Raw genomic sequence first — 24133 nt, forward strand, 5'->3', positions numbered from 1 at the left:
CATTGGCCGACGGTTTCGGCGCAATTGGATGATAACGCTTACAGCCGCGCCGCCATTACATGGCGTATACGGACTCAAGCGACTGCGGTATCGGCTGTAACAATGCCTGTCCATCACTATGCTGCAACGCACGGTGACAAGCCCTTCGACGCCTGACTAGTCTGCACAACGTGTTAGCGCTATCACTGGCCGACACGTCGTGCAGGAGATGCCGCGCAGGCGTTCGCGACACCAGGGTGTCGACGCTGTCTGCGCAAGGGATGCACCGCACAACGCAGGTTGGCGATCGAAGGGGCGATTGCCGGCGTGCGCGCTAGGGGACCTTATTGAAGAGCAGTACTGTTCGCCACCGCCATCGGGCGGTGGTCATGACTCTGCCGTGTCGCACACCGCGACAACGGCCGTAGGCGGTTGGACTCCACTCCCGAGGACACAGCGATGCGTCGTACGTTGAGCAGCTTCAAGTCGAAGGCCATGTTTACCTTCGTCGGTGGCCTGTTGGTCATCAATCCCGCATTTGCGCAAGACGTCGCTCCGCCGCCGCCCGCGCCGCAGTCCAGCAGCGATGCCGCCACCACGCTCGACACCGTCACCGTCACCGGTATCCGCAGCAGCCTCGACCAATCGATGGGCATCAAGCGCGATGCGGCCGGCGTGGTGGATGCGATCAGCGCCGAAGATATCGGCAAATTTCCCGATACCAACCTGGCCGAATCGCTGCAGCGCATCACCGGCATCTCGATCGAACGCCGCGACGGCGAGGGCGCGCAGGTCACCGCGCGCGGCTTCGGCCCGCAGTTCAATACCGTCACCCTCAACGGCCGGCTGATTCCCGGCGCCGATGCGTTCGGCGCGCCCGGCCAGACCCCGATCGGCGGCGTGGACGTGGGTACGCGCGCGTTCAACTTCGCCCAGCTCGCTTCCGAAGCCATCACCGGCATCGAGGTGTTCAAGACCAGCCGCGCCACCGCGCCCAGCGGCGGTATTGGCGCCACCATCAATATCCAGACCGACAAGCCGTTCAATCACGATGGCGTGGTGGCCAATGCCGGCGCCAAGATGGTGTCCGACCGCTCGCAGCCGTTCGGCGATTCGCTCACGCCGGAAGTGTCGGGCATCTTCAGCTATACCAACCCCGACAAGACCTTCGGCATCGGCCTGAGCGCCAGCTACCAGAAGCGCCACGGCGGTTCGGTGCAGGCCACCGAAAACCGCTGGAACATCCAGCGCTGGACCGGTACCGACCCGGCGTTGCGTCCGGACACGGTGGTCACCAATGCACCGGCGATCGGCCAGCTGTACGGCATGCCCAACGACATCCGCTATGCGTTCGCCGATTTCCAGCGCGAGCGCATGAACGGCCAGGCGGTGATGCAGTTCGCTCCCAGCGACAGCCTCACCCTGACCCTGGATTACACCTACTCGTCCAACGAAATCCGCGAAGAACGTGGCGAGCAGGGCATCTGGCTGCAACGCGCCAACAGCTTCACCGACCTGACCTTCGATACCGGCCAGACGGTCGCCACGCCGGTCTACCTGCGCGACGTGCCCAATGGCGCCAAGGACTTCGGCATGGAGCAGCAGCGCAACGAGCAGAAGTACACGCTCGGCTCGCTCGGCTTCAATGCGGATTGGCAGGTGAGCGAGCGCTTCCAGTTGACCTTCGATGCGCACAACTCCAAGACCCAGAGCCTGCCCAACGATCCGGTCACCGGCGGCAGCGCCACCTATTTCAGCTTCGCCGGCACCAACAATTGCACCAACGGCCCGTCCTGCGGCGGGCAGTGGGCGCAGGAGCTGTGGTTCAACAACTCGCTGCCGATCGGCGCACGTACCTGGTATCCCACCGTCGCCGATTCGCTGGCCGGCACCAATGGCGTGGTCAACCCGGATTTCACTACCAACAATCTCGGCTCGCAGGTGCAACGCATCTATTATCAGAAGCAGGTGACCGAAACCAAGGAAGGTCGCCTGGACGGCAAGTTCGATTTCGACGACGGCCGCTTCCAGTTCGGCGTCAGCTCGTCCAACACCACCATGCATCGCCTGACCAGCGACACGTACTCCGCATTGGGCGATTGGGGCGTGGCCAATGCCGGCAGGGAGCCGGGCATGACGGCCTTGCTGCGGCCGGTGAGCATCGTCGGCATGTTCGACGACTTCAATCCCAACGGCGCTGCCCGCAACGCCTGGCGCGGCGATGCGAGCCAGCTGGCGTTGTGGGGCGGCAGCCAATACGGCGCGGCCACGCGCTACAACCCGCTCTACAGCTCCGACAACCAGGTCGAAGAAAAGACCCGCGCCGCTTACGTGCAACTGGAACTGACCGGCGATATCTCCGGCATGACCACCAATACGCGGCTGGGCCTGCGCTATGAGCGTACCGATGTGGAATCCACCTCGCAGGTGGCAACGCCGGTCGCACTGCAATGGCAGGCCAACAACGACTTCCAGTTGTTGCGCTCCACCGAGCAGCAGCCCTTCAGCGAGAAGACCAGCTACAACTACATCTTGCCGAACCTGGACTTCAGCATCGACATCACCGACCAGCTGAAGGGCCGTGCCTCGTTCGGCCAGACCATCGCACGCGCGCCGTACAACAACCTGCTCGCCGGGCCCACGCCCAACACCCCGGCGGGCTCGATCCTGATCAATCCTTCCAACCGCGCCAGTGGCGATTCGCAGACACCAACCCTGGACCCGCTGGAATCGGACAACCTCGATCTGGCGCTGGAATGGTATTTCGCCGACGCAAGCTACGTGTCGGCCACGTTCTGGAACAAGCGCGTCAGCAACTTCCTCGGTACCACGGTATCGCGCGAAACCCTGTACGGGCTGACCGATCCCACCTCGGGTCCGGATGCGCAGGCCGCGCTGGCATTCCTGCAAAGCGGCGCGTGTGCCGCCCAGGTCGGCGCCGCCGGCAACGACGTGGCCGCGGCCTGTTCGGCCAACGACACCTCGCTGTTCGCAGCCACTGCGCTGTTGCGCAACGCTGCCGCCACCGGTGGCCTGGCTGCCTACAACGGCAGCTCGGCGCAGAGCCTGGCGCTGGAAAACGCCTACGACCTGGTCGGTACGGCGGCCGACCCGCTCTACCAGTTCGATGTCTCGCGGCCGATCAACCAGAACAAGGCCAACATCCACGGCTGGGAACTGGGGGGGCAGTACTTCTTCGGCAGCACCGGCTTCGGCATCTACGCCAACTACACCATCGTCGAAGGCGACGTGGCGTTCGACAACAACGTCATCGACCGCGACCAGTTCGCGCTGCTCGGCCTGAGCGATACCGCCAACGTCATGCTGATGTTCGAAAAATACGGCTGGAGCGCACGCCTGGCCTGGAACTGGCGCGACGAATACCTGATCGCCGCCAACCAGGACGCCTCCAACCGCAACCCGTACTACGTGGAGGCTTACCAGCAGTTCGATCTGAGCGTCAGCTACGCGCTCAGCAAGCAGCTGTCGGTGGGCTTCGAAGCGATCAACCTCACCGGCGAAGACGTGCGCTGGCACGGGCGTTCGGAGAAGCAGATCATCCGTCTGATCGATCAGCAGCCGCGTTACACGCTGGGCGTGCGCTACGCCTTCTAGGCCGGCGGCACGGCGCTGGCGCTCCGCGTCAGGTGGGTGCTGACGCGCCATGGAGTGGCATGTTCCCTGGACATGCTGCGCCCATGGCGCGGTCGTCGCTTGGCTGACGGCCGTGTATCGCGCGCGCATCGCTCGCGCATCGTGCGTGCGGGGACTCTTGCGCAGGCACCAGCCGAAGGTGGCGGGCGCAACCGCTGTGCCTGCCGTGCGGCGTCCACGCACGCGCGGTCTGCACGCATCGATGTGGTGAGTGTTCCCGACCGGGCGGCGCATGCAGGCACCGGGCGATTCGCGCTGCCGGTGCGGCGCGCATGCTGCCCTGCCGCTTGCCGGCCCGGGTTTTTTTGGCAATGCTCGGTGCCTGTCGCGTGCAGCGAGTGGGCGGCACGCCAATCGTTCAGTGCAGGCGTCCACCGCGGATGCCTGCGGGAGTCGTCGATGACGCGATATGCAGTGCTCAACAATGTGGCGCATCACGATGTGCGCGTGGTCCTGCGCTTCGGTGCCGAATTCGGGGATGCGGTCGGGCTGGTGCCGGCGTTCGTGACCGAGTACGCCGACCTGCAGCGCGAATACCCGCTGTTCTTCCGCAAGGACCCCGCCACCGGTGGCTACCAGTCGGTGGCCTTGCTGGGCTTTGCCCAGGACGAGAACCTGTTCCTGCACGAGGGCCGCTGGAGCGCCAACTACCTGCCCGGCATCGTCGCCAAGGGACCATTCCTGATCGGCTTCCAGGAGCAGCGGATCGACGGTGCGCTGGTGCAGGAGCCGGTGATCCATATCGACCTGGAGCACCCACGCGTCAGCCGCAGCGAGGGTGAGGCCGTGTTCCTGCCGCAGGGCGGCCACAGCCCGTACCTGGAACACATCATCGGTGTGCTGCGCGGCATTCGCGAAGGCGTGGACGCCGGGCAGGCCATGGCGGCAGCCTTCGATGCCCTGGGCCTGATCCAGCCAGTGCGCCTGGATGTTGCGCTGGATGCCACCCATGCCGCGCACTTGGATGGCCTGTTCGCCATCGATCGCGAGCGACTTGCCGCACTCGAGGCGCAGCCCCTGCAGCAACTGCACCACGCCGGATACCTGGAAGGCGCCTTCCTGATGCTGGCATCGCTGCATAACGTGCGCCGCCTGATGGCCGAAAAGCAGCGCCGCCTGCAACACGCGCGCAATGCGCCTGTCGCTGCCCATGCCTGATCGTATGGATGCACCCGCACGCCCCGGCGCTGTTGCAGGCGCGATCGCCGAGCGCACCGATTGCACGCCAGAAGCGCTGCCACTCGCCGCACTGTGCGAGGCGGCCGAGCCGGTGGTGTTGCGTGGGGTCACACGCGATTGGTCGCTGGTACAGGCCGGCCTGCGCAGTCCGGACGAGGCGATGCAACAGTTGCGCACCTTCGACACCGGACGCGCCTTGCAGTATTCCTATGGCGGGCCGGCAATTGCCGGCCGTCCGTTCTACACCGAGGACTGCAGCGCGCTGAATTTCGAGGTGCAGCGCGGCAGCCTGGGCAGCTTGCTGGATGCGATCGCCGCGCATCGCGACGACCCGCAACCGCCCACCTACTATCTGGCCTCGCTGCCTGTCGACGATGGCTTGCCTGGCTTGCGCGCGCACAACGATCTGGATCTGGCGGCCAGCGGCATCGACGTGCAGCCCAGCATCTGGATCGGCAATCGCGTCACCGCGTCCTGCCATTACGATGCACCGAACAACCTGGCGTGCTGCGCGGTAGGGCAGCGGCGCTTCACGCTGTTTCCCCCGGAGCAGGTGGCCAATCTCTACCCCGGGCCGCTCGATCCCACGCCGGGCGGGCAGGTGGTGAGCATGGTGGATATCGCCACTCCCGACCTGCAGCGCTACCCGCGATTTGCGCAGGCACAGCCGCATGCGCGCACCGCCGTGCTGGAGCCGGGCGATGCGCTGTTCATCCCGAGCATGTGGTGGCATCACGTGCAGTCGCTGCAGCCCTTCAACGTGCTGGTCAACTACTGGTGGAGCACCGCGCCCGCGCAGTTGCCGGCGGCGATGCCGGCGCTGTATCACGCGCTATGGGCCATCCGCGACCGGCCGGTGGCAGAGAAGGAGGCATGGCGTGCCTTGTTCGATTACTACGTGTTCGGCCCGGCCGAGCGTGCCGGCGCGCATCTCCCCGAACCGGCGCGACAGGCGCTGGGGCCGATCGATCCCGTCCTGGCGCGCCAGCTGCGCGCCATGCTGATCGGCAGGCTCAATCGCTGATGGACGGCATTGCCTTCAACACCGATTGCCTGATGACCATGCCGTCCATCGGCAGGACGCGTGGCAGCGCATCCTCATGCCGTGTCGGCATCGATGTGCATGCACGCCTTCTGCGGTGCCGAGCAGGATCGCCCCACATGGCAGCCGCCATTCCACAACCAGTTCACGGGAGTTCGCAGTGACTCAGGCTCAGATTCGCAAGGTGGTCATCGCCGGCGGTGGCACGGCTGGCTGGATCGCCGCCTGCGCGCTCTCGCACCAGTTCCGCGACTTGCTCGACATCACCCTGGTGGAGTCCGAACAGATCGGCACGGTGGGTGTCGGCGAATCGACAGTGCCGCCGATCCGCACCTTTCACCGGTTCCTGCAGATCGACGAGCAGGAGTTCCTGCGCGAGGTGGCGGGCACCTTCAAGCTCTCGATCTCCTTCGAGCACTGGCTGCGCCAGGGCGATCGCTATATCCACCCGTTCGGCATCACCGGGCAGAGCACCCTGGTGTGCGCGTTCCATCATCTGTGGCTGGAGAGCCGGCGCCGCGGTATGGGCGGCAGCTTCGGCGATTACTGCCTGGAAACCGTGGCCTCGCGCGTGGACCGCTTCGCCTTGCCGCGCGAGCCCGCGGTCAACTACGCCTATCACCTCGATGCCGCGCTGTACGCGCGCTTCCTGCGTAAACGCAGCGAGGCCTGTGGCGTCACCCGCATCGAGGGCCGGATCCAGCAGGTGACGGTGCACCCGGACAGCGGCGATGTCGCCAGCCTGGTGCTGGAAGACGGGCAGGTCATCGCCGGCGATCTGTTCATCGATTGCAGCGGTTTCCGCGGCCTGTTGATCGAGCAGACCCTGCACACCGGCTACGAAGAGTGGAGCCATTGGCTGCCGTGCGACCGCGCCGTGGCGGTGCAGACCGAGGCGCTGGGCCCGCCGGTGCCGTACACGCGCGCCATCGCGCACGAAGCCGGCTGGCGCTGGCATATTCCGCTGCAGCATCGGGTGGGCAACGGCCTGGTGTTTTCCAGCCGGCACCTGTCCGACGACGAGGCGCATGCCAAGCTGCTGCGCGAGGTGGCCGCCCCCGCGGTGAAGGATCCCTGGATGGTGCCCTTCCGCACCGGCCGCCGGCTCAAGGCCTGGAACAGGAACGTGGTGTCGCTGGGCCTGGCCAGCGGCTTCATCGAGCCGCTGGAATCCACCAGCATCCACCTCACCATCTCGGCGGTGGTGCGGCTGCTGACGCTGTTCCCGGCGCAGGGCATCGCGCCGTCGCAGGTGCAGCTGTTCAACGATGTCAGCCGCGCCGAGATGGAGCACGTGCGAGACTTCGTCACCTTGCACTACCACGCCACCCAGCGTGCAGAACCGCTGTGGCGGCAATGCCGCGAGATGGAGCTGCCGGAGTCGCTGGCAGTGCGCCTGCGCGCCTGGCGCGAGCGTGCGCACGCCTGGCAGGCGGCGGACGAATTGTTCCGGGTCGACTCCTGGACGCATGTGCTGATGGGCCAGGGCCTGATGCCGGAGCAACATCACCCGCTGACACGCGCGTTTTCCGACCAGGATCTGCAACGCCTGCTGCACGGCATCGCCCAGCCGATCCAGCAGGCGGTGGAGCAGTTTCCCTCGCAGCAGGCCTTCATCGATCGCTATTGCAAGGCAAGGCCGGAAGTGTGGGGAGCGCGCACGCCGGTCATGGCCCGCTAACCATCCCGGATTGGATCAACGCCATCTGCTGCCCTACAACCGCATCAGGTCGGCGCCGACCACGATCGGGCCGGCGTAGTGCGTGCGTGCGCCTTCGCTCCACATCGCATCGGTGATGGATGGGTCGCCACCAGGCACGAAGTGGCTCAGGACCAGCAGCTTCGCGCGGGCAGCGGCGGCGATCCTGCCGACCTCTTCGCTGGTGGAATGGCTCTTGAGCAGGTGGTCGAGCAAGGTGGGCGCGTTGTCGCTGGTCTTGAGCATCTTTTCCAGCGCGGGCAGGTACATCACCTCGTGCACCAGGACATCGGTGTCCCTGGCAAAGTCGGCCAGCGCCGGCAGATAGCGCGTGTCGCCGGAGAACACCACGCTGCGGTCGCGCGCCGCGAAGCGGTACGCAAAGGCCGGCTTGAGCGTGTAGTGGTCCACCAGGGCAGCGGTGACTTCCACCTGATCGTTCCGCAGCACCATGCCGGGCTGGTCGAACTCATGCACATGGATCAACGGCCGGAACGGCGGGCGGCCTTCCTCGCGCATGCGCGCCTCGATGTCGATGGCATTCATCGTCACGAACGCATCCACCATCGCGCCGATGCCTGGTGGCCCATACAGATGCACCGGCGTCTGCAGGCCGCTTGCCCAGGCCAGCCACACCACGTTGAGCAGGTCGGCGTTGTGGTCGGAGTGATGGTGGGTCAGGAAGATGTCGCGCAGTGCCGGCAGCGCGATGCCGGCCTTGGCCAGTTGCTGCGCGACACCGTTGCCGCAGTCGACCAGATAGGGCTGCCCGTCGATCACCAGCGCATTGGCGGCCGCTGCACGCAGCGGCGAGGGCGTCGGCCCGCCCTTGGTGCCCAGCAATACCAGCACGCTGCCCTTGGCCGGAAACGGTGCAGGCGCCGTCGCGTTGCCATTGGCATGCGTGAGGCTGGCGCCGGAACTGGACGCCGCCACGAGTGGCCTGGCCGTGGACATTATCCCCGCGGACACTGTCAGCTGCAGTAGCGCCCGGCGGGAGCGCGACATGAGGGGGTCGGGCATGACGATTCCTTGGGCGCGCCGAAAGTGCAGAGTGTGCCGACAGCGACGCCGTGCCGCCATCGCTGCTGCCTGCCGGGCCAGGCCCTGCAGCTTGGCGACGATGCACGATGTGCAGCACGCCCAACGCGTCGGCCGCCCGTACATAGCGATGTGGGGCAATGGGCAGTCTGCATGCCGCAGCGCACCCAGCATCGCGCTGCGCACCACGTGAGCGTAGATCGGCGGGCGGGCGATGAATGCCGCCGGCGCCGGCGAGCGATCCTGCCGGGGGTGCAGCGCACCGGCGTTGCCGCTGCACGCCCTTGCCGCAGGCAATGGCCTTGCGCATAGTGCGGCACTACCGAGACCGTAGGCACCGCCATGGAATGCGCGCGATGACATCACCGGCAAGCTGCCGCATGGCAACTACGCGCTACGTCTTGATCGTGCTGCTGGTGCTGTCCTCCGGCGCACATGCCTGGCACCCGCAGTATCCGCCGTGGTCGCGACCTCCGGCAGGCTCGCAATGCCCGGTAGCCGAACTGCCGGCGGAGGAGGGCGGTGCGCAATGGGAGGGCATCACCCATTTTCGCGACGCGGGGACCGTGCTCGCCATGGATAACCGTGGCGCGGCGCCGACGCTGCAGGTCCAGGATGCCGCCGGCCGCGTGCAGTTGGCGGCGGTCGAACTGGGCGGCGGCTTGCTCGGCTTTCATGGCGTGGAGCGCGCCGACCTCAATGGCGACGGCCGTGCGGATTACGTGGTGACCCTGGGCAGTGGCGGCGTTGGTCTGGCCGGCGGCAATGCCTGGCGCACCGTGGTGCTCTCGCAAGGCGATCGCTACCGTGCGCTTCGTGTACCCACGCACGAGCCCAGTGCCGACGATTACCGGCGTGTGCCGGGACGCCGCGGCTGCGCACTGCTGCAGCTGTCGGTGATCACTGCCGACCCCGCTGCCACGCGCGACCTGCGCTGGCATACCTTCTGGGTGTATCGGTTGGTGCGCTTCCAGGGCACGCGGGCCGTGGAGGCGAACACCGCATTGCCCGGCTTGCCGAACTGGATCCTCTATACGCATCGTGCAGGCAATAGCGCCCCGACCACCTTGCTGGGCGAGGCCGCAAAAGCGCGGCTGTGGAATGACGCAGCACGCGAACGCGTCACTGCCTTGCCATGATGGCGTCAGTCCATCGGTTGCATCGACTGCTGTCGATGTGGGGCGCAGGCCGGCGATGCATCCGGGGTATGGGCTGGACCGCGCTGGCCAAGCCGGCATCCCGGCGACACGTGGCAGGCGACCGGGCGCCTGCCACGTGCATCCCACTTAGAGCAGCTAGCAAAACGACTGCGCGGCCGCCAGGCGGGCGCGGTCAGTGCTCGGTGCGGCATGTACCACTCGTACACTGCGGTTCCTCCGCGCCGTCCGCACCCACCTGACGACCGCTCGCTACGTTTTGTTAGCCGCTCTTACTGCCCGAAGAACGTGGAGATCGACGAGTACACGTCGGAGAAGCGCGAGTAGTAGTCCGGGTCGGTCTGCGCGGTGCAGTACGAATACCCGCCGTACAGGCCGCCGCGCAGCTGGTATGCGCCACCGCTGGCGATGGTGAACAGGCCCGAGCCGGACGAGCCGCCTTCGGTGACACCGTCGTTCCAGACCACGCGATAGAACGGGCTCTTGCCGTCGATGGACGTGTTCAGCCCATTGACCGTGCCCAGCGAATACTTCTTGACGTCGCCGGAGGGGTGGTGGATACCCACGATCGAGGTGCCGGTCGAGCCGATCGCCGCGCTGTTCCAGGCCGCGTAGAAAGCGCCGCTTGGCGGTGCGGTCTTCAACTCCAGCAGCGCGGTGTCGCGTGCGGTGTTGGCATGGCGCAGGAACGCACCGCCGGTCAGCGTGGTCGCCTGCGCACTGGCGGTATTGCCATTGCAGCTGGCCGCGTCGTAGAACCAGTAGGTCTGCAGCGTGTTGGCCACCGTCTGCGTGCTGATGCAGTGCGCCGCGGTCCAGAACAGGTTGCGCTTGGGCGTATTGGTATTGTTGAGCAAGGTGCCGGTGCACAGGAACGAGCCCTGGCTGGTGGTGAACACCATGCGTGCCACCGCCTTGGCGGCGCTGGTGAAACCGGCGGTGGGATTGGCGCGGCAGACGATATCGTTCTGGCACGAATCGCTTTCGCCAATGGCAATGGTCATCATGTCGCGCGGGCTGGCCGTGGGGCTGATGTCCAGATGCGACAGCTGCGGAACGCTGAGGCTGAAGTTTTCCGGATACAGGCCGGCCGGCAGCGAGATCTCCACCAGCAGGTCGTCGCCGCTGACCGTCGGCGACCAGCCGATGGCATCGCCGGTGCCGACGAAGCTGGCGCCGGATTGTTCGAAGACGCGGCCATCATCGCCGGCAAAACGCAGCGTCACCCGCGACGGATCGCCCGGCGTTGCACCGGCGCCGCGCAGCACCAGTGCCGCGCGCAGAGCCGCCGCCTGCGCGGAGCCGAGCTTCACGGTGGCAACGCGCGAACCGTCGCCGGCCATCTGCCAATCCAGCTTGGCCAGGCTGACGAGCGGCTGCGTCACCGCACGCGAAAAGCCGATCTGCAGCGGCTGCCCATGTTTGACTTGCGCGATGCGCTTTTCGCGCACGCGACCGAGTTCCTTGCTGCTGGGTGCGGCCAGTTGCACCACACGTGTGGGCAGGATGCCGCCACGCAGGCTTGCCGACTGCAATGTCGCCGCGCCGAGCTTGGTCGCCTGCGGCGCGGTGCTCACCGGTGCGGCATCCATCTCGGTGGGCGGCGCGGCCAGCGCGGAGCCGGAAACAGCGGAAAACAGCGCCAGATACAACGCATTCTTGCGAATCATGGGTAGTCCTTCTCGTCAGGGGACGGCAGGCAGCGGCGGGGGCCAGGGCCTGCGGCGCCATCGTTGGCGCCAGATGAGACTAGCGAATGTTTACAACTGAATATGTGCTGAAAATCTCTTTCAGAGATGATTATTCGATAAAACGATAATGTCCTTCACCGACCTTGCGTTGCCAAGCCTCGCCAACGTTGCAGCTGCGATCACCTCGCACCGCAGGCAGAGCGCAAGGCGCTGCCATGCGGACACGCTGCCGCGGCAATACGCGTCAGGGATGCTTGCAGCATTGGCGACGTCAGCCTGCCGTTGCGCAACGGCGTCCTTGCGCTGCATTGCGCGCGTCTGATCGCACGCTGGGCGCGTGCGGGGTCGGCCGCCACTCGGCTACCTGCAAGCGCTTACAGAGGGCTGCAGCGCAGTGTTGGGCCTCGGCGGTGAAGCGGGCTACTCCAGCGCATCGCTGGCACGGAACTCGGTCGAGCGCCCGCTGAATTTCAGAAAGGCCAGCACCGCCAGGCCCACCGTCAGCCACGCCATTCCGCCGAGTTGCGCATGCCGGTCGGCATTGATCAGCACATAGCCCAGGATCACGCTGCCGATCAACGGCACCACGCCATGCAGGACCAGCCGGCCCTGCCGGCGGAAATGCCAGGCCACTGCCACATGCAGCAGCACAAAGGCGGTCAGCGCGCCCACATTGCACAGCGACGACAGCAAGGCGATCTGGCCGACGAAGACTTCGCCCAGCACCATGCTCAGCGCCGCCACCAGCAGGATGGCGCGCTGCGGCACACCGGTGCGCGGATGGATGTAGCGCAGGAACGCCGGCAACTGGCGATCGCGCGCCATGGCGAACAACAGCCGCGAGGTCGCCGCCTGCGCCACCAATGAATTGGCGATTGCCGCACTGATGGCCACTGTCAGTGCGATCACGATCTGCAGCCATGGCCCGGCGATCAGGTGGCCGATCTCGAAGAATGCATCGTTGGATGCCTGCTGGTTGGGGTAGCGCAGCAGGGTGGGTTGCAGCAGGGCGGCCAGCCAGGTCTGCAGCACGAACAATCCGGCCACCAGCAACAAAGCCAGCAAGGTGGCGCGGCCGACCACGCGGTTGCCGCCGCGCGCTTCTTCCGACAGCGTGGAGATCGCATCGAAGCCCAGGAACGACACCACCGCCACCGACAGCGCGCTGAAGATCAGCTGCGGCGAGAACGCCTGCGGGTTGTAGAACGGGCGCAACGACCAGTGCGCGCCATTGACGCCGCGCTGGATCGCCAGGCTCGCCAGCACCACGAACACCGCCAGCACCACCAGTTGCGCATACAGAAACACCCGGTTGGCCCGCGCAGTGGTTTCGATTCCGCGCAGGTTGACCACGGTGTTGAGCACCACGAAGAACGCGATCCACGCCGGCTGCGGTACCGACGGCAGCACGTTGTGCATCGCGTTGGCGCCGACCACGTAGAGCAGGGTGGGCACCAGCAGATAGTCGAGCAGGATCGCCCAGCCGGCCAGGAAGCCCATGCCGCTGCTCAATCCGCGTCCCACGTAGGCATACACCGAGCCGGCCACCGGAAACGCCTGCGACATCTGCTGGTAGCTCAGCGCGGTGAACAGCATCGCCACGAAGCCGACCAGATAGGTCAGCGGCACCATGCCCGCACTGATGTCGAATACGCCACCGAAGATCGAAAACGGCGCGGTCGGCACCATGAACACCAGACCGTAGATCAGCAGGTCCTTCAGCGTGAGCTGGCGCTTGAGCTCCTGCGTATAGCCAAAACGTTCCAGTGCAGCCGCATCGTCGCGGCGAGGGGTATCGGTCATGCAGGGGTTCGCTGTCAGGAAGGCCGGGGTCGAGGCGGGCACGGGTGGCGAGGATGCGGATGCTGCAGTGCAGCCGTGTGACCGGCATTGTGACGATAAGGTGGCCGGCAAGCCCAACCACTGGTAAAAATGCTAGGTTTTCCATGCTGGATGCGTCCAGTGCCTCTGGAGGCCTGAAGGAAGCCCATGTTCGACACTCTGGCCAGCCTGGGCCGCGACCTGCAGGCATTGCACACGCTCGATGCCTGCCTGGACCGAGTGTTCAGCGACGTGTGCGCGTTGGGGTTTCAGTCGGTGGTGTACGACTACGCACCGGTGCCGTTGAGCATGGAGGGCGCGTTGATCACCCCGACGGTATTCATGCAGCGCAATGCCCCTGGCGACATGCAGCATGTCTGGTGCGAGCATGGCTATTACCAGCATGACCCTGTTCAGCAGCGTGCCACGCGGCGCACCACGCCGTTCGTGTGGTCCTACCGCACCGACGGCGGCTGCGACGGCGTGGAATACGTCGGCGGCCAGCATCGGCAGGTGACGCGCTATCTGTGCGACAGCGGGATGGGCACCGGTGTCACCGTGCCCCTGCATCTGCCCGGCGGCGCGTTTGCGACCTTCAGCGGGGCGGTGGATGCGGTGGCCACGGAAGCGCCGCGCCTGGCCGAAGCCCAGCTGTCGCCGTTCCTGTTGCTTGCGCACGCCTTCCAGGCGCGCGCGCAGGAGCTGCTGGATCCGCAGGAGCGCCGCTGTCACCACATCGCGCTGACCCGGCGCGAGCGCGAATGCCTGCAGTACTCGGCCAAGGGATTGACCGCCAAGAGCATCGCCGCCGCGCTCAATCGCTCCACGGCCACGGTGAACCTGCACCTGAACTCGGCCGCACGTAAGCTGGGCGCGCGCAATCGTGTCGAGGCGGTGGTGCGCGGTATGCACTATCGGTTGCTGGAGCCATAAGGGCTTTAGAGCTGCTCTTAAGCGGATCGACCGCATTGCCGGTCATGCGCATTGGCCGCACCCGAGGCGGCAGCCCAGAAGTAGTGCAAACCTGTGAGATTTGCCAGTTAACGCCAGGCCGACTGCCCGCTAGGCTCGGCGCTCATCATTGCCGCAGGCAGCGCAGGTCATGCAGTCCACCGAAGGTTACGTCGAATTTCGCGGCTATCGCACCTGGTACCGCATCACCGGCGACCTGCGCAGCGATGCCTGTCCGCTGGTGGTTGCCCATGGCGGCCCGGGATGTACGCACGACTACGTCGACAGCTTCAAGGACCTGGCCGCCAGCGGGCGTGCGGTGATTCATTACGACCAGCTCGGCAATGGCCGCTCCACCCACCTTCCCAATGCCGACCCTGCGTTCTGGACGGTGGGCCTGTTCTTGGACGAACTGCAGCGCCTGATCGAGCATCTGGGGCTGTCGCAGTACGCGTTGCTCGGCCAGTCCTGGGGCGGAATGCTGGCGGCCGAACACGCGGTGCGTCGGCCCAGCGGGCTGCGTGCGCTGGTGATCGCCAATTCGCCGGCCTCCATGGGCTTGTGGCGCGCGGCCGCACTGCGCCTGCGCGACGGCCTGCCCGAACCGGTGCAGGCCGCACTGGACGAACACGAGGCCGCCGGCACGCTGGACCACCCGGCGTATCGGGCGGCAAGCCAGGCGTTCTACGCGCGCCATGTCTGCCGGGTGCTGCCATGGCCCGACGAGGTGGCGCGGACCTTTGCCGCCATCGAGGCCGATCCCACCGTCTATCACGCCATGAACGGCCCCACCGAATTCCACGTGGTCGGCAGCCTGCGCAACTGGAGCATCATCGAGCGCCTGCACCGCATCACCGCGCCCACGCTGGTGCTGTCGGGCAAGTACGACGAAGCCACGCCGGAAACCGTGGAGCCCTATGCGCGATTGATTCCGGATGCGCGCTGGCATGTATTCGCCAACTCCAGCCACATGCCGCACGTGGAAGAACGCGCGGCCTGCATGCGCATGGTCGGCGACTTCCTCGATGACCACACGCCGTGGCCCGGCCGGGAACGTGTGCAGATACCGGCACTGGCCGCGCGCGCCGTCTGAGCCCGGGATGCTGGCGGAAGGAGCGCACCTAGCGCGCATGCATCGCCTGAGCCCACCGATGCCGCCGCCGCACTGGCGCTGAAAGATGCGCCTGCACCGCAGGATCCTTACCAGCAGCCAGCCAACGCCACTGACCGCCCGAGCCTTAGCCCTGCCGACTGGAAGCGCGACCCGGCAGACGGGCAATGGCATCGTCTGGTCAAGACCGCGATCTCCGGTGCCAACGATCGCGGCAGCTACGTGCAGGAGAGCGCATTGCCGCCACGCGCGGCGGAACTGGAGGCGCAGGCGCAGGCCACCATCGCCTGCAACATCGCCAACAGCCCAGGGGCGATCGCCGCGCGTTATGAACTGGCCTACCACCGCAGCGGCTGGCCGCCGAGGGCTTGCCGATGTCGCCGGCGGTCCAGCAGGCGCGGCACGACCCGGATGCGTTGACCGCCTTTAACCACCAACGTACTCTCGTGGGATAGCGCGTCTCTATTTAGGGTTCACCCCATGCTAGGCGGGAGCGTGGTGGCAAGCATTGATGTTGCCTGTTCAGAAATATGGTGCTGCCTGAAAGTGAATCCCTGGGCTGTTTATACCTCATTCTGACGAAGTCACTTTAACCAAAAAGCTGTCGGGTAATACTTATGAACGCAATACAAGAAGTGGAAGTGGCTGGTCAGGATAAGCCACGTAAAGGCGAGTTCTACGTCCTGATGCCAGATCTTGAATGCGGACCTGAACTCGGGGTGGTGTTCGAAAACATAAAAAAACTCCTCGTGCCTCCCAGATTGATTTTAAGGCCCAGTGAAGGGGGCTTTCCTCCATTTTCAGAAAGGCCACGCCTCATCTTCGACCCATCGAAAGGTATTATGCCTAGAGACCTGGAAGCCGGTTTCAGTGGCTATTGGCTCGTGTCCGAGCGTTTGCATCAGGTGTTTTCAACTGTCGATCCAGAGGGATTTAGCTTCATAGAGTGCGATTTTCTGATGGACGATGGAACTCAGGGTCCTAGATACTTCTTGTGCGATGTGGTGCGAGTTCTGGATGCACTCGATGAGGGGCGATCCAAAGTGGAGATAGAAGTTAGCGACGAATTTGTGAATGGAAAATTTTACGATCTAACGGGTGGGGCGAGCTTGGCTTTTCGAAAAGAGGTGGTTCAAAATTCTCACGTATTCCGAACACCTTTCTCCGCTGACTACTATGTAATCTGCGATCGCACACTGTTGGATGCAGTGCGTGAGGCTGGTATCGATACGGGAAAATTTTCTGATGGGCTTTGGTTTCGAGACGCTGCTGATTGGAAAGATGCTTAATTTCGATAACGGAATTCCGTCATGCCGAGACGTACGATTTTTCAAGAGCATCATATTGCGGAGCGGCAAACGCTTCGCAACAGCCCATTGCTTGAAATACTTCAGCAGAAAAAATTATTCAATATTAATGCTGATCGTAATCTTGTTTACATGCCAAGTGAGCCAACACTGGCGCATTCCCTAGGACTTTCACCACATAGTGGTGGACCTATTAAAGACTACCAAGATGGCTCCTTGGCCCGACTGGAGCGTTTGTCACGGACCTCTGACGGTCAGTTGGCCATGGCTGGCGATGCAGATGCCATCGCCAGAATTTCCTCAAAGGTCGATCGACTGATCGATACGATGAGAGTCGGCTTGGCGAACGCGGACCTCTACACCAATGCCCCGATCGGCATGGTTGCAGACGACATGCGGCCTGGCATCAATGCGTTTTTCAAGGGCGCCTCGAGCTACGACAGCAGGCTTGCATCTCAGATCGACGCAATTCCAACGTTGCAGAGACCCGAACTCGGCTGGTCATCAATCGTCCATTCCGAACAGCGTGTCATCTCTACGCTTCAGTACCTAGGACAATCCAGCACCAACCTCACCAAAGGCGGCGATCCAGAGATCGGTAGAAATTCACTCTCACAAGCAATTGCCCAAGCTCATGCAAATGGCCGCCTGACGCTTTCCGACCAAGGCATTCTGCAGGTCGAAAATGTGCTTGGTGAAGAAGCTGCACGGCCGCTGCGGGTACCACCAGGTCAACGCGGCTTCGCCACCGCCGAGCTACTGGCAGGCGATCTGTCCGCAGGCCAGGCGCTGCGCACCGCCGGCCTGCTCGCCACCGCCGCCGACGCGGTGGCGTCCGGCCAACGCGCCACGCACTTGCTCGGCCAGGACAACCCGCTGGCCGCGCAGTCGGAGCTGGCGCAGTTCGCCGGGCGCAATGTCGGTGGCTGGGCCGGCGGCACGACGGCCGCCTACGCGCTGGGCAGCTCCGGCGCCGGACCGATGGTGCTGATCGCCGCCGATGCCTATTTCATGAGCGTGGCCGGCGAAAAAGCCGCCGCGTTGCTCGACAATCGCGCGATCTACCACCAGACCGATCGCGATGGCACGCAGTGGTCGTTCGATGGCTGCGCCTGGGCGCGCGAGGGCAAGGCCGACACCCAGGCCACCATCGCCCGCAACACCGCCAACAGCCCCGGCGCGATCGCCGCGCGCTATGAGCTGGCCTACCACCGCAGCGGCTGGGCCGCCGAGGGCTTGCCGATGTCGCCGGCCGTGCAGCAGGCGTTGCCGGATCCGGATGCGCTGACCGCCTCGAACGGCCAGCGCTACTACCGCAACATGGAGGGCCAGTGGACCAGTCACGGCGCTCCGCCCGATGCCAACCGGGTGCTGGAACTGGAGACCACGCGCGCCATGCTGCAGCCGGCGCTCGCCGAGCAGGCCCAGGCAATTGCCGCCATCGGGCAAACTCCGCCGTCGCCGCAGGACGTGCAGCGCGAGCAGACGCTGTATCGCTACCGCATCGTAGGCACGGAGCTGCAGCCGCACTGGCGCGAAGCGATCGAACTGGCGACACAGCGCACGCGCGAAGCGAAAGGACTCACAGGCGATGGCGCCCTGCAGCTGCAGCGCGGCCCGGGCGGCCACTATGGCGCCGACAGCCCGATCGCCCATCTGCAACGCGATGTCAGAACATACAAATCGCGTATGCTGGCGGCGCCCGCTTGATGAAAGCGGATATAGCATTTTGCTTATACGCAGGGTTGATCGGAGAACACCCATGAACCAGTCAAATCAAGCGCAAGCGATACATCCGAATGCGCCCAGAAAAGGCGAGTTCTATATCCTCAGGTCCGACGTGCGTGGCGGCGGTCGTGGGCATGGCGTGGAGTTCGAGAATGAAGATGCGGTGCCGTTTTCCATTGCTGACAGCCTGCCTGGAGAGGACGCGGGCCTGGCTGCACTGAAGGAAACCCCGCGCCTGCGCTACGACAGCCGCATCGGCGATATGCCCAATGACATGCACAGTGGATTCAAGAGCTACTGGCTGGTCTCAGAGCCACTGAAGCAGGTCCTTGAAGCTGCGGACCCGGAGGGGTTTGCCTTCGCGCTATGCGACTTCCGATTGGAAGACGGTACGCCCGGGGCACCGCACTATCTCTGCGAGGTGGTGCGGATTATCGATGCCATCGACGAGGAAGCATCCACCGTCAAGGTCTTGACCGGATACCGTAATGGCAAGCACTACAGTGTTGCGGGTGGTGCAGAGTTGGGATTCAGGAAAGACGTTGTCGGGGCCGCGCATGTCTTCAGGACACCTTATACGTCAGATGCCTTTTGCGATCGGTTCTTGCGCGACACCTTGATCGCGCATGGATTTGGCAAATCGCCCAGGACACGCGGCGTCTGGTTGATAGACGCTTTCGGTTGCTGAGCAATACATTTCCGACATTTTGATGGAGTGAAAGCAGATGCCGTCGGGTAACGTCATCCTTGAAAGTCATCATGTCATTGAAAACACCGTCTTTCGTGACCACAGGTTACTCAAGAAATTGCTTGAGCATGGCTTGATCGACAAGGATGTGTCGACCAATCGCCTGTACCTGCCGGTAGATGGCAAGCTGGCTGACGAAATCGAAACATCCCCCCACCGAGGACGCACGCGCAGCTCTTACACGAAAGCAATCTTTGGTCATCTTGACGATCTCATTGATTCCCCGGATGGCGAAGCCGCCATGCGCAACGACGCTGCCGCATTGAAGCGTGTCTCTGCCCAGGTCCACGACCTGCAAGACACCCTCAAAGTCGCCCTGATCAACGGCAACATGTTTGCAACGACCCCGGATCACTTGACCAAGGCCGAGACCAACGCGCAAAACCGCAGAGCCCTCTTCGAGATTGATCAGTACCGCGCCATCCACGCCGACCAGCTGAAGACGCTGCGCTCAATGAGCACTGTCGAATCCGAATGGGCCGCGATCACGCACTCCGAACAGCGGATCGCAGAGGTGATCGAAGCAGCACGTACGACCGGCAAAAATCTGGTCGCTGTCCCTGATGAACGCGATGCCGTGATCCGCGAGATCGCCGGCCGCGAGGAATTCCGTATGGCCATCGCGCACGCCGAAGAGGCCGGGCGCGTGAGGTTATCCGAGTCCAACGCGACCTTGGTCCAGCAGGTCTTGGATGACACGCCGACAACCATCGGCGTTGCTATGCGCAGCATCCGCCAAGGCGCAGGCGCCACACCGCAGCCGTCGTACACACCAGTATCGCAACGCGGCTTCGCCACAGCCGAATTGCTGGCAGGCGAGCTATCGGCAGGCCAGGCACTGCGCACCGCCGGCCTGCTCGCCACCGCCGCCGACGCGGTGGCGTCCGGCCAACGCGCCACGCACTTGCTCGGTCAGGACAACCCGCTGGCCGCGCAATCGGAGCTGGCACATTTTGCCGGGCGCAATGTCGGTGGCTGGGCCGGCGGCACGGCAGCGGCCTATGCGCTGGGAAGCTCGGGCGCCGGGCCGATGGTGCTGATCGCCGCTGACGCGTACTTCATGAGCGTGGCCGGCGAAAAAGCCGCCGCGTTGCTCGACAGTCGCGCGATCTACCACCAGACCGACCGCGATGGCACGCAGTGGTCCTTCGATGGCCGCGCCTGGGCGCGGGACGGCATGGCCGATACAACCGGCGATGGGATCGACAACCCCACCGCCACGCCCATCGTGGCCAGCTACCAAAAGGCCCGCGAACTCAATTACCAGGCCACCAATGCCGCCGCCGCACTCGCTCTCAAAGATGCACCCACACCGCAGGATCCTTACCAGCAGCCAGCCAACGCCACCGACCGTCCCAGCCTGAGCCCTGCCGACTGGAAGCGCGACCCGGCAGACGGACAATGGCATCGCCTGGTCAAGACCGCGGTCTCCGGTGCCAACGAGCGCGGCAGCTACGTGCAGGAGACCGCCTTGCCGCCTCGCGCGGCCGAACTGGAGGCGCAGGCGCAGGCCACCATCGCCCGCAACATCGCCAACAGCCCCGGCGCGATCGCCGCGCGTTATGAACTGGCCTACCACCGCAGCGGCTGGGCCGCCGATGGGCTGCCGATGTCGTCGGCGGTCCAGCAGGCATTGCCGGATCCGGATGCGTTGACCGCCTCGAACGGTCAGCGCTACTACCGCAACATGGAGGGCCAGTGGACCGGCCACGGTGCAGCGCCCGATGGCAATCAGGTGCTGGAACTGGAGACCACGCGCGCCATGCTGCAGCCGGCGCTCGCCGAGCAAGCCCAGGCGATTGCCGCCATCGGGCAGTCGCCACCGTCGCCGCAGGACGTGCAGCGCGAGCAGACGCTGTACCGCTACCGCATCGTTGGCACGGAGCTGCAGCCACAATGGCGCGAAGCGATCGAGCTGGCAACACAGCGCACCCGCGAAGCGGAAGGACTCGCAGGCGATGGCGCTCTGCAGCTGCAGCGCGGCCCCGGCGGTCAGTATGGCGCCGACAGCCCGATCGCCCATCTGCAGCACGGCGCCGATGGCGTGGCGCGCATTGCAGCGGTCACCAGCACCGAGGACATCCGTCAGGCGCTGCAGGAGCTGCAGGCTCGCCAGCAGCCGGACGCACCGATGCAGCAGCTGGCCTCCGCGCCGCCTTCGTCCGAAGGCTCCACGGATGCGGACACGTCCGCCTCGCCGCCCTCGAACCAGCTTGTGCTCGACGTGCAGGCCCGGGGCCAGGCCGCCAGCGCTGCGCAGGAGCACCAGCAGCGGCAGCAGGAGGCACGCCAGGCGCAAGATCAACAGTTGGCGCAGGCTCGCGCCCACGCGCTGCAGGCGCAGGCATCGCACGACGTGCGGGCGCAAGCTGCCCAGGCGCTGCAGGCGCATACCGAGCTGGAAGCACGGCAGCAAGCGCAGCGGCTGGAGCAACAAGAACGCCAGGCGCAGGACATCCAGCACCGCGAATACGTCCAGCGGCAGGCGCACGCGACGGAGCAGCGCGAACAAGCGCAGATGCAGGCTCAGGAGACACAGCAGCGCGAACAGGAAATACGCCAGGCACGGGACGCCCGGCAGAGCCAGCAGGACCGGCTGCAGGCGCAGACTGTGCACCATGCCGGGCAACAGCCACTGCACGCCCAAACGGCTCCACAACGCGAGCAGGAGCTGGCACAGGAAGCAGCCTCGCGCGCGCCGTCGTCGCTCCATGCGCAAGACACATCGCCGCACCAACCCGAGCAGCGGCCTAACCAGGATGCCGTCGCCCAACGGCCCCGGGAACAGCTGGTAGAGCCCGCGCAAGCACATGCATCCGACGTAGCGCAGCAGCGTCCGCAGGAAGTCCAGCAGCAGACAGCGCAGAGCGCTGCGATTGCGCAGACCGCGCCGGCAGAGCAGCAGGTTGCGAACCTGCACAGCGACCAACAGCCGATGACGGCACAAGCCTCGGATGCGCAGCAAGATGCACCTGCGCAGCAGCTCGAGCAGTCGGCGGATGCATACCTGGCCCAGGCGGCGAACGCGCCTTCCGCGCCATCGCTCGCCACCCCAGGGACCGCAAAACACCGCGACGAGCAACAGGCGCGCACGCCACAGACTCAAGCACCGGAAGCACCCGATCCCCCTGCAGCGTTGCCAGTGCCCGCACACCTCGCGCATGCGACAGCGCCATCGCCGGAGATGCCGATCGCTGGCCGCGCAGCCGATGCACCCGAGGACGCGGCCGATGCGCGCGCGCCGCTGTCCGCGTCCCTGGCAGATGAGCACGACCGTCCTGCCGCTGTGCCCGCCGATCCGGACTCCTGGGAGGAAATAGAACGCTCCATGCGTGAGCTACGCATCCAACTCGAACAGGATCTCGAAACAGAAAACCGCGTCGCAGAAGCGCGTCAGGCGCGCGTGGACCGTGGTGAGCGGCCGTTTACCGAGTTGGAATTGCGTGATGGGTACGATCCGGATGGCCCCTCTGGGCTGAGAGCACCACGCGCTCCGCCGGCAGACACCGCGCCACAACGTCTTGCCGCTGGCGAGCAGGAGGATCGGCCGCAGCCCCAGCGTAAAACCATCACCGGCGATCCGGATGTGGACGAGTTGCTGTACGCCATCGACTGCAAGGACGAACTGGCGATCGAACAGGCCTTGAAGCGGGTCGCCAATAGCCCCCATAGCCAGGCCCTTGCCAAACAAGGGCATGAGTTTCTGGATGCCCAGGCGATGCAGGAGGCTCAGGAACAGGCGAGTATGCGCCAGGCCCTGAACATGGACGTCTCGACAGAGGTGCAGACCAGCCGTGGCCCGGTGATGGTGATGACATTGCCGCAGTTCGCCAACGGGCCGGCGATGCAAGGTGGTCCGCAGGGTGACGGCGGTGGTGGCGGAGATGGTGGCGGTGGCTGTGGCGGCGGTGGTGGTGGTGGATAGCCGGAACACGTGCAGCAAGTTGAATCATCGAGAGAACACTATGGAGATGCAGAACACCTTCGCACTACCCGATGCCAACGCGTCGGAACGCACGCTAAAAGAATCGATCCAGGCCATGGCGGCACTGATCGGGACGCTGCAACGGCGCGAGCACGCATTGGAAGATCTGGTCCGGGAGCAGCTGCAGCTTCTGCAGATTGCCGTCAAACATGCCGATCAGCGCGTCAGTGGCCTGGTGGAAAATGCGCTGCCCCGCCTGACGCAATTGAGCAACCAGGCGCTGACGCAAACGCTGGAACCGGGGGCCGAGCGATTCAACAAGAAGATGGTCCAGGCGGAAAGGACGCTTGAGCAGGCGACCGCGCGCTACGCACAGGCGCAGCAATCGCTGGAAACCACCGTCACCCGGCGTAGCTGGGCCGGGCTCGGCGCGCTGTTGGTCGGCACGCTCCTGTGCCTGGCTGCAGTCGGCTACGCCGTCCAGGGCGCCCGGCCTGTGCTGGCCGAGGCCACCCAGCGCCGCGCGGAAATCGCCTTTCTGGATCGCGTCGCGCGCGCGGACCTGGTGCCCTGCGGCCAAGACAGGCTCTGCGCCGTTGTCGAGCAGAAGGGGCCACGTTATGGCGATCGCGGCCAGTATCGCGCTGTCGCCCTGCGCCAATCCTCAAGCCGATGAGGGCAGGGCTGCCCTGGGGGCCGCCTTGCCTCTGGAACTTGCAGCGTCCTCGGCGGATTGCACGTCACAGCGACGCATTGGTTCGTCATCTCGGTGCCGATCGCCGTAAAACCCGGCGTCAGGGAGCCGGGACGTTGTTGCACAGCGCGTATCGGCACCATCGGTGACGAGCTCGGTCTCTGTATCGAGTCCATTGCCTGCATGCGCTTCCGGTTGCGGCGCCGACGCCGCGTAGCGCTCGCGGGAAAGCCATCTACCGATGGCATCCATGCCCTGCAGGTGGCGCGCACCGCATGCCAACCGACCTCGCGCATCGCGATGCGCGTCGCGGCAATCGATCGACGCCGTCCAGCCGATGATGCGGGCCGTACCAACGTAATGCCACTGAGGCCGGCGGCGGCACCTGATCGCAGGGCGGCAGTGT

General features: G+C 65.1%; 15 protein-coding genes, 1 other RNA gene and 2 pseudogenes. 14 read left to right on the forward strand and 4 right to left on the reverse strand.

Annotation, left to right across the window (positions count from 1 at the left end; translation table 11 throughout):
• Window positions 1-438: 438 nt before the first annotated feature.
• From ACCQ05_RS06710 to ACCQ05_RS06725, 4 genes are all read left to right on the forward strand, one after another.
• Complete coding sequence (locus tag ACCQ05_RS06710; protein ID WP_372393304.1) at window positions 439-3594, forward strand: TonB-dependent receptor; 3156 nt, start codon at window positions 439-441, stop codon at window positions 3592-3594.
• Between the two features lie 438 nt (window positions 3595-4032).
• Window positions 4033-4791 carry a SapC family protein gene (locus tag ACCQ05_RS06715; RefSeq protein WP_372393305.1) on the forward strand — a complete coding sequence of 253 codons (759 nt, stop codon included), beginning with the start codon at window positions 4033-4035 and terminating at the stop codon, window positions 4789-4791.
• Window positions 4792-4795: 4 nt separating this feature from the next.
• Window positions 4796-5836, forward strand: coding sequence for a cupin-like domain-containing protein (locus ACCQ05_RS06720; RefSeq protein ID WP_372393306.1), 1041 nt, complete (start codon window positions 4796-4798; stop codon window positions 5834-5836).
• Window positions 5837-6014: 178 nt separating this feature from the next.
• A complete protein-coding gene (locus ACCQ05_RS06725; RefSeq protein WP_372393307.1) occupies window positions 6015-7535 on the forward strand; it encodes a tryptophan halogenase family protein in 1521 nt (506 codons plus the stop codon).
• Window positions 7536-7568: 33 nt separating this feature from the next.
• Here ACCQ05_RS06725 and ACCQ05_RS06730 read toward each other — a convergent pair whose 3' ends face one another.
• Complete coding sequence (locus tag ACCQ05_RS06730; RefSeq protein WP_372393970.1) at window positions 7569-8561, reverse strand: MBL fold metallo-hydrolase; 993 nt, start codon at window positions 8559-8561, stop codon at window positions 7569-7571.
• A 413-nt stretch (window positions 8562-8974) separates the two neighbouring features.
• On the opposite strand from ACCQ05_RS06730, the gene ACCQ05_RS06735 reads away from it, so the two are divergent.
• Complete coding sequence (locus tag ACCQ05_RS06735) at window positions 8975-9733, forward strand: hypothetical protein (protein WP_372393308.1); 759 nt, start codon at window positions 8975-8977, stop codon at window positions 9731-9733.
• A 210-nt stretch (window positions 9734-9943) separates the two neighbouring features.
• A non-coding RNA gene (locus ACCQ05_RS06740) (sX9 sRNA) lies at window positions 9944-10019 on the forward strand.
• Between the two features lie 4 nt (window positions 10020-10023).
• Here the strand turns inward: ACCQ05_RS06740 and ACCQ05_RS06745 are convergent.
• The 3 genes from ACCQ05_RS06745 to ACCQ05_RS06755 form a co-directional block, all read right to left on the reverse strand.
• On the reverse strand, window positions 10024-11421 hold the full coding sequence (locus tag ACCQ05_RS06745) for a trypsin-like serine peptidase (protein ID WP_372393309.1): 1398 nt from the start codon (window positions 11419-11421) through the stop codon (window positions 10024-10026).
• 120 nt (window positions 11422-11541) lie between these two features.
• On the reverse strand, window positions 11542-11751 hold the full coding sequence (locus tag ACCQ05_RS06750; RefSeq protein WP_372393310.1) for a hypothetical protein: 210 nt from the start codon (window positions 11749-11751) through the stop codon (window positions 11542-11544).
• A gap of 111 nt (window positions 11752-11862) precedes the next feature.
• The gene (locus tag ACCQ05_RS06755) at window positions 11863-13245 is read right to left on the reverse strand and encodes an APC family permease (protein ID WP_372393311.1); all 1383 of its coding nucleotides are present in this window, start codon (window positions 13243-13245) and stop codon (window positions 11863-11865) included.
• 186 nt (window positions 13246-13431) lie between these two features.
• Here ACCQ05_RS06755 and ACCQ05_RS06760 point away from each other — a divergent pair, with 186 nt between their 5' ends.
• The 8 genes and pseudogenes from ACCQ05_RS06760 (at window position 13432) to ACCQ05_RS06795 (ending at window position 23709) form a co-directional block, all read left to right on the forward strand.
• A complete protein-coding gene (locus tag ACCQ05_RS06760) occupies window positions 13432-14196 on the forward strand; it encodes a LuxR family transcriptional regulator (RefSeq protein ID WP_372393312.1) in 765 nt (254 codons plus the stop codon).
• A gap of 169 nt (window positions 14197-14365) precedes the next feature.
• The gene (locus ACCQ05_RS06765; RefSeq protein WP_228961906.1) at window positions 14366-15307 is read left to right on the forward strand and encodes a proline iminopeptidase-family hydrolase; all 942 of its coding nucleotides are present in this window, start codon (window positions 14366-14368) and stop codon (window positions 15305-15307) included.
• 48 nt (window positions 15308-15355) lie between these two features.
• Window positions 15356-15765: pseudogene (locus ACCQ05_RS06770) on the forward strand (hypothetical protein); the annotation flags it as partial.
• A gap of 177 nt (window positions 15766-15942) precedes the next feature.
• Window positions 15943-16614, forward strand: a complete 672-nt coding sequence (locus ACCQ05_RS06775; RefSeq protein WP_228961905.1) for a DUF1629 domain-containing protein — start codon at window positions 15943-15945, stop codon at window positions 16612-16614.
• A 303-nt stretch (window positions 16615-16917) separates the two neighbouring features.
• Window positions 16918-18297 (forward strand): annotated as a pseudogene (locus ACCQ05_RS06780) (hypothetical protein); the annotation flags it as partial.
• A 97-nt stretch (window positions 18298-18394) separates the two neighbouring features.
• A complete protein-coding gene (locus ACCQ05_RS06785) occupies window positions 18395-19048 on the forward strand; it encodes an imm11 family protein (RefSeq protein WP_228961904.1) in 654 nt (217 codons plus the stop codon).
• Between the two features lie 322 nt (window positions 19049-19370).
• Complete coding sequence (locus ACCQ05_RS06790) at window positions 19371-23033, forward strand: coiled-coil domain-containing protein (RefSeq protein WP_372393972.1); 3663 nt, start codon at window positions 19371-19373, stop codon at window positions 23031-23033.
• Window positions 22993-23709, forward strand: coding sequence for a hypothetical protein (locus tag ACCQ05_RS06795; RefSeq protein WP_372393974.1), 717 nt, complete (start codon window positions 22993-22995; stop codon window positions 23707-23709). Before ACCQ05_RS06790 ends, ACCQ05_RS06795 begins: the two co-directional genes overlap by 41 nt.
• Window positions 23710-24133: the final 424 nt, after the last annotated feature.

Source organism: Xanthomonas sp. NCPPB 3582 (genome assembly GCF_041475735.2).
Lineage (GTDB): Bacteria > Pseudomonadota > Gammaproteobacteria > Xanthomonadales > Xanthomonadaceae > Xanthomonas > Xanthomonas codiaei.

Bases quoted from the DNA above. Each gene is read 5' to 3' on its own strand.
- ACCQ05_RS06710 (WP_372393304.1), top strand. From the start codon at position 439: ATGCGTCGTACGTTGAGCAGCTTCAAGTCGAAGGCCATGTTTACCTTC.
- ACCQ05_RS06715 (WP_372393305.1), top strand. From the start codon at position 4,033: ATGACGCGATATGCAGTGCTCAACAATGTGGCGCATCACGATGTGCGC.
- ACCQ05_RS06720 (WP_372393306.1), top strand. From the start codon at position 4,796: ATGGATGCACCCGCACGCCCCGGCGCTGTTGCAGGCGCGATCGCCGAG.
- ACCQ05_RS06730 (WP_372393970.1), bottom strand. From the start codon at position 8,561: ATGTCGCGCTCCCGCCGGGCGCTACTGCAGCTGACAGTGTCCGCGGGG.
- ACCQ05_RS06735 (WP_372393308.1), top strand. From the start codon at position 8,975: ATGGCAACTACGCGCTACGTCTTGATCGTGCTGCTGGTGCTGTCCTCC.
- ACCQ05_RS06745 (WP_372393309.1), bottom strand. From the start codon at position 11,421: ATGATTCGCAAGAATGCGTTGTATCTGGCGCTGTTTTCCGCTGTTTCC.
- ACCQ05_RS06750 (WP_372393310.1), bottom strand. From the start codon at position 11,751: ATGCAGCGCAAGGACGCCGTTGCGCAACGGCAGGCTGACGTCGCCAAT.
- ACCQ05_RS06755 (WP_372393311.1), bottom strand. From the start codon at position 13,245: ATGACCGATACCCCTCGCCGCGACGATGCGGCTGCACTGGAACGTTTT.
- ACCQ05_RS06760 (WP_372393312.1), top strand. From the start codon at position 13,432: ATGTTCGACACTCTGGCCAGCCTGGGCCGCGACCTGCAGGCATTGCAC.
- ACCQ05_RS06765 (WP_228961906.1), top strand. From the start codon at position 14,366: ATGCAGTCCACCGAAGGTTACGTCGAATTTCGCGGCTATCGCACCTGG.
- ACCQ05_RS06775 (WP_228961905.1), top strand. From the start codon at position 15,943: ATGAACGCAATACAAGAAGTGGAAGTGGCTGGTCAGGATAAGCCACGT.
- ACCQ05_RS06785 (WP_228961904.1), top strand. From the start codon at position 18,395: ATGAACCAGTCAAATCAAGCGCAAGCGATACATCCGAATGCGCCCAGA.
- ACCQ05_RS06795 (WP_372393974.1), top strand. From the start codon at position 22,993: ATGGTGGCGGTGGCTGTGGCGGCGGTGGTGGTGGTGGATAGCCGGAAC.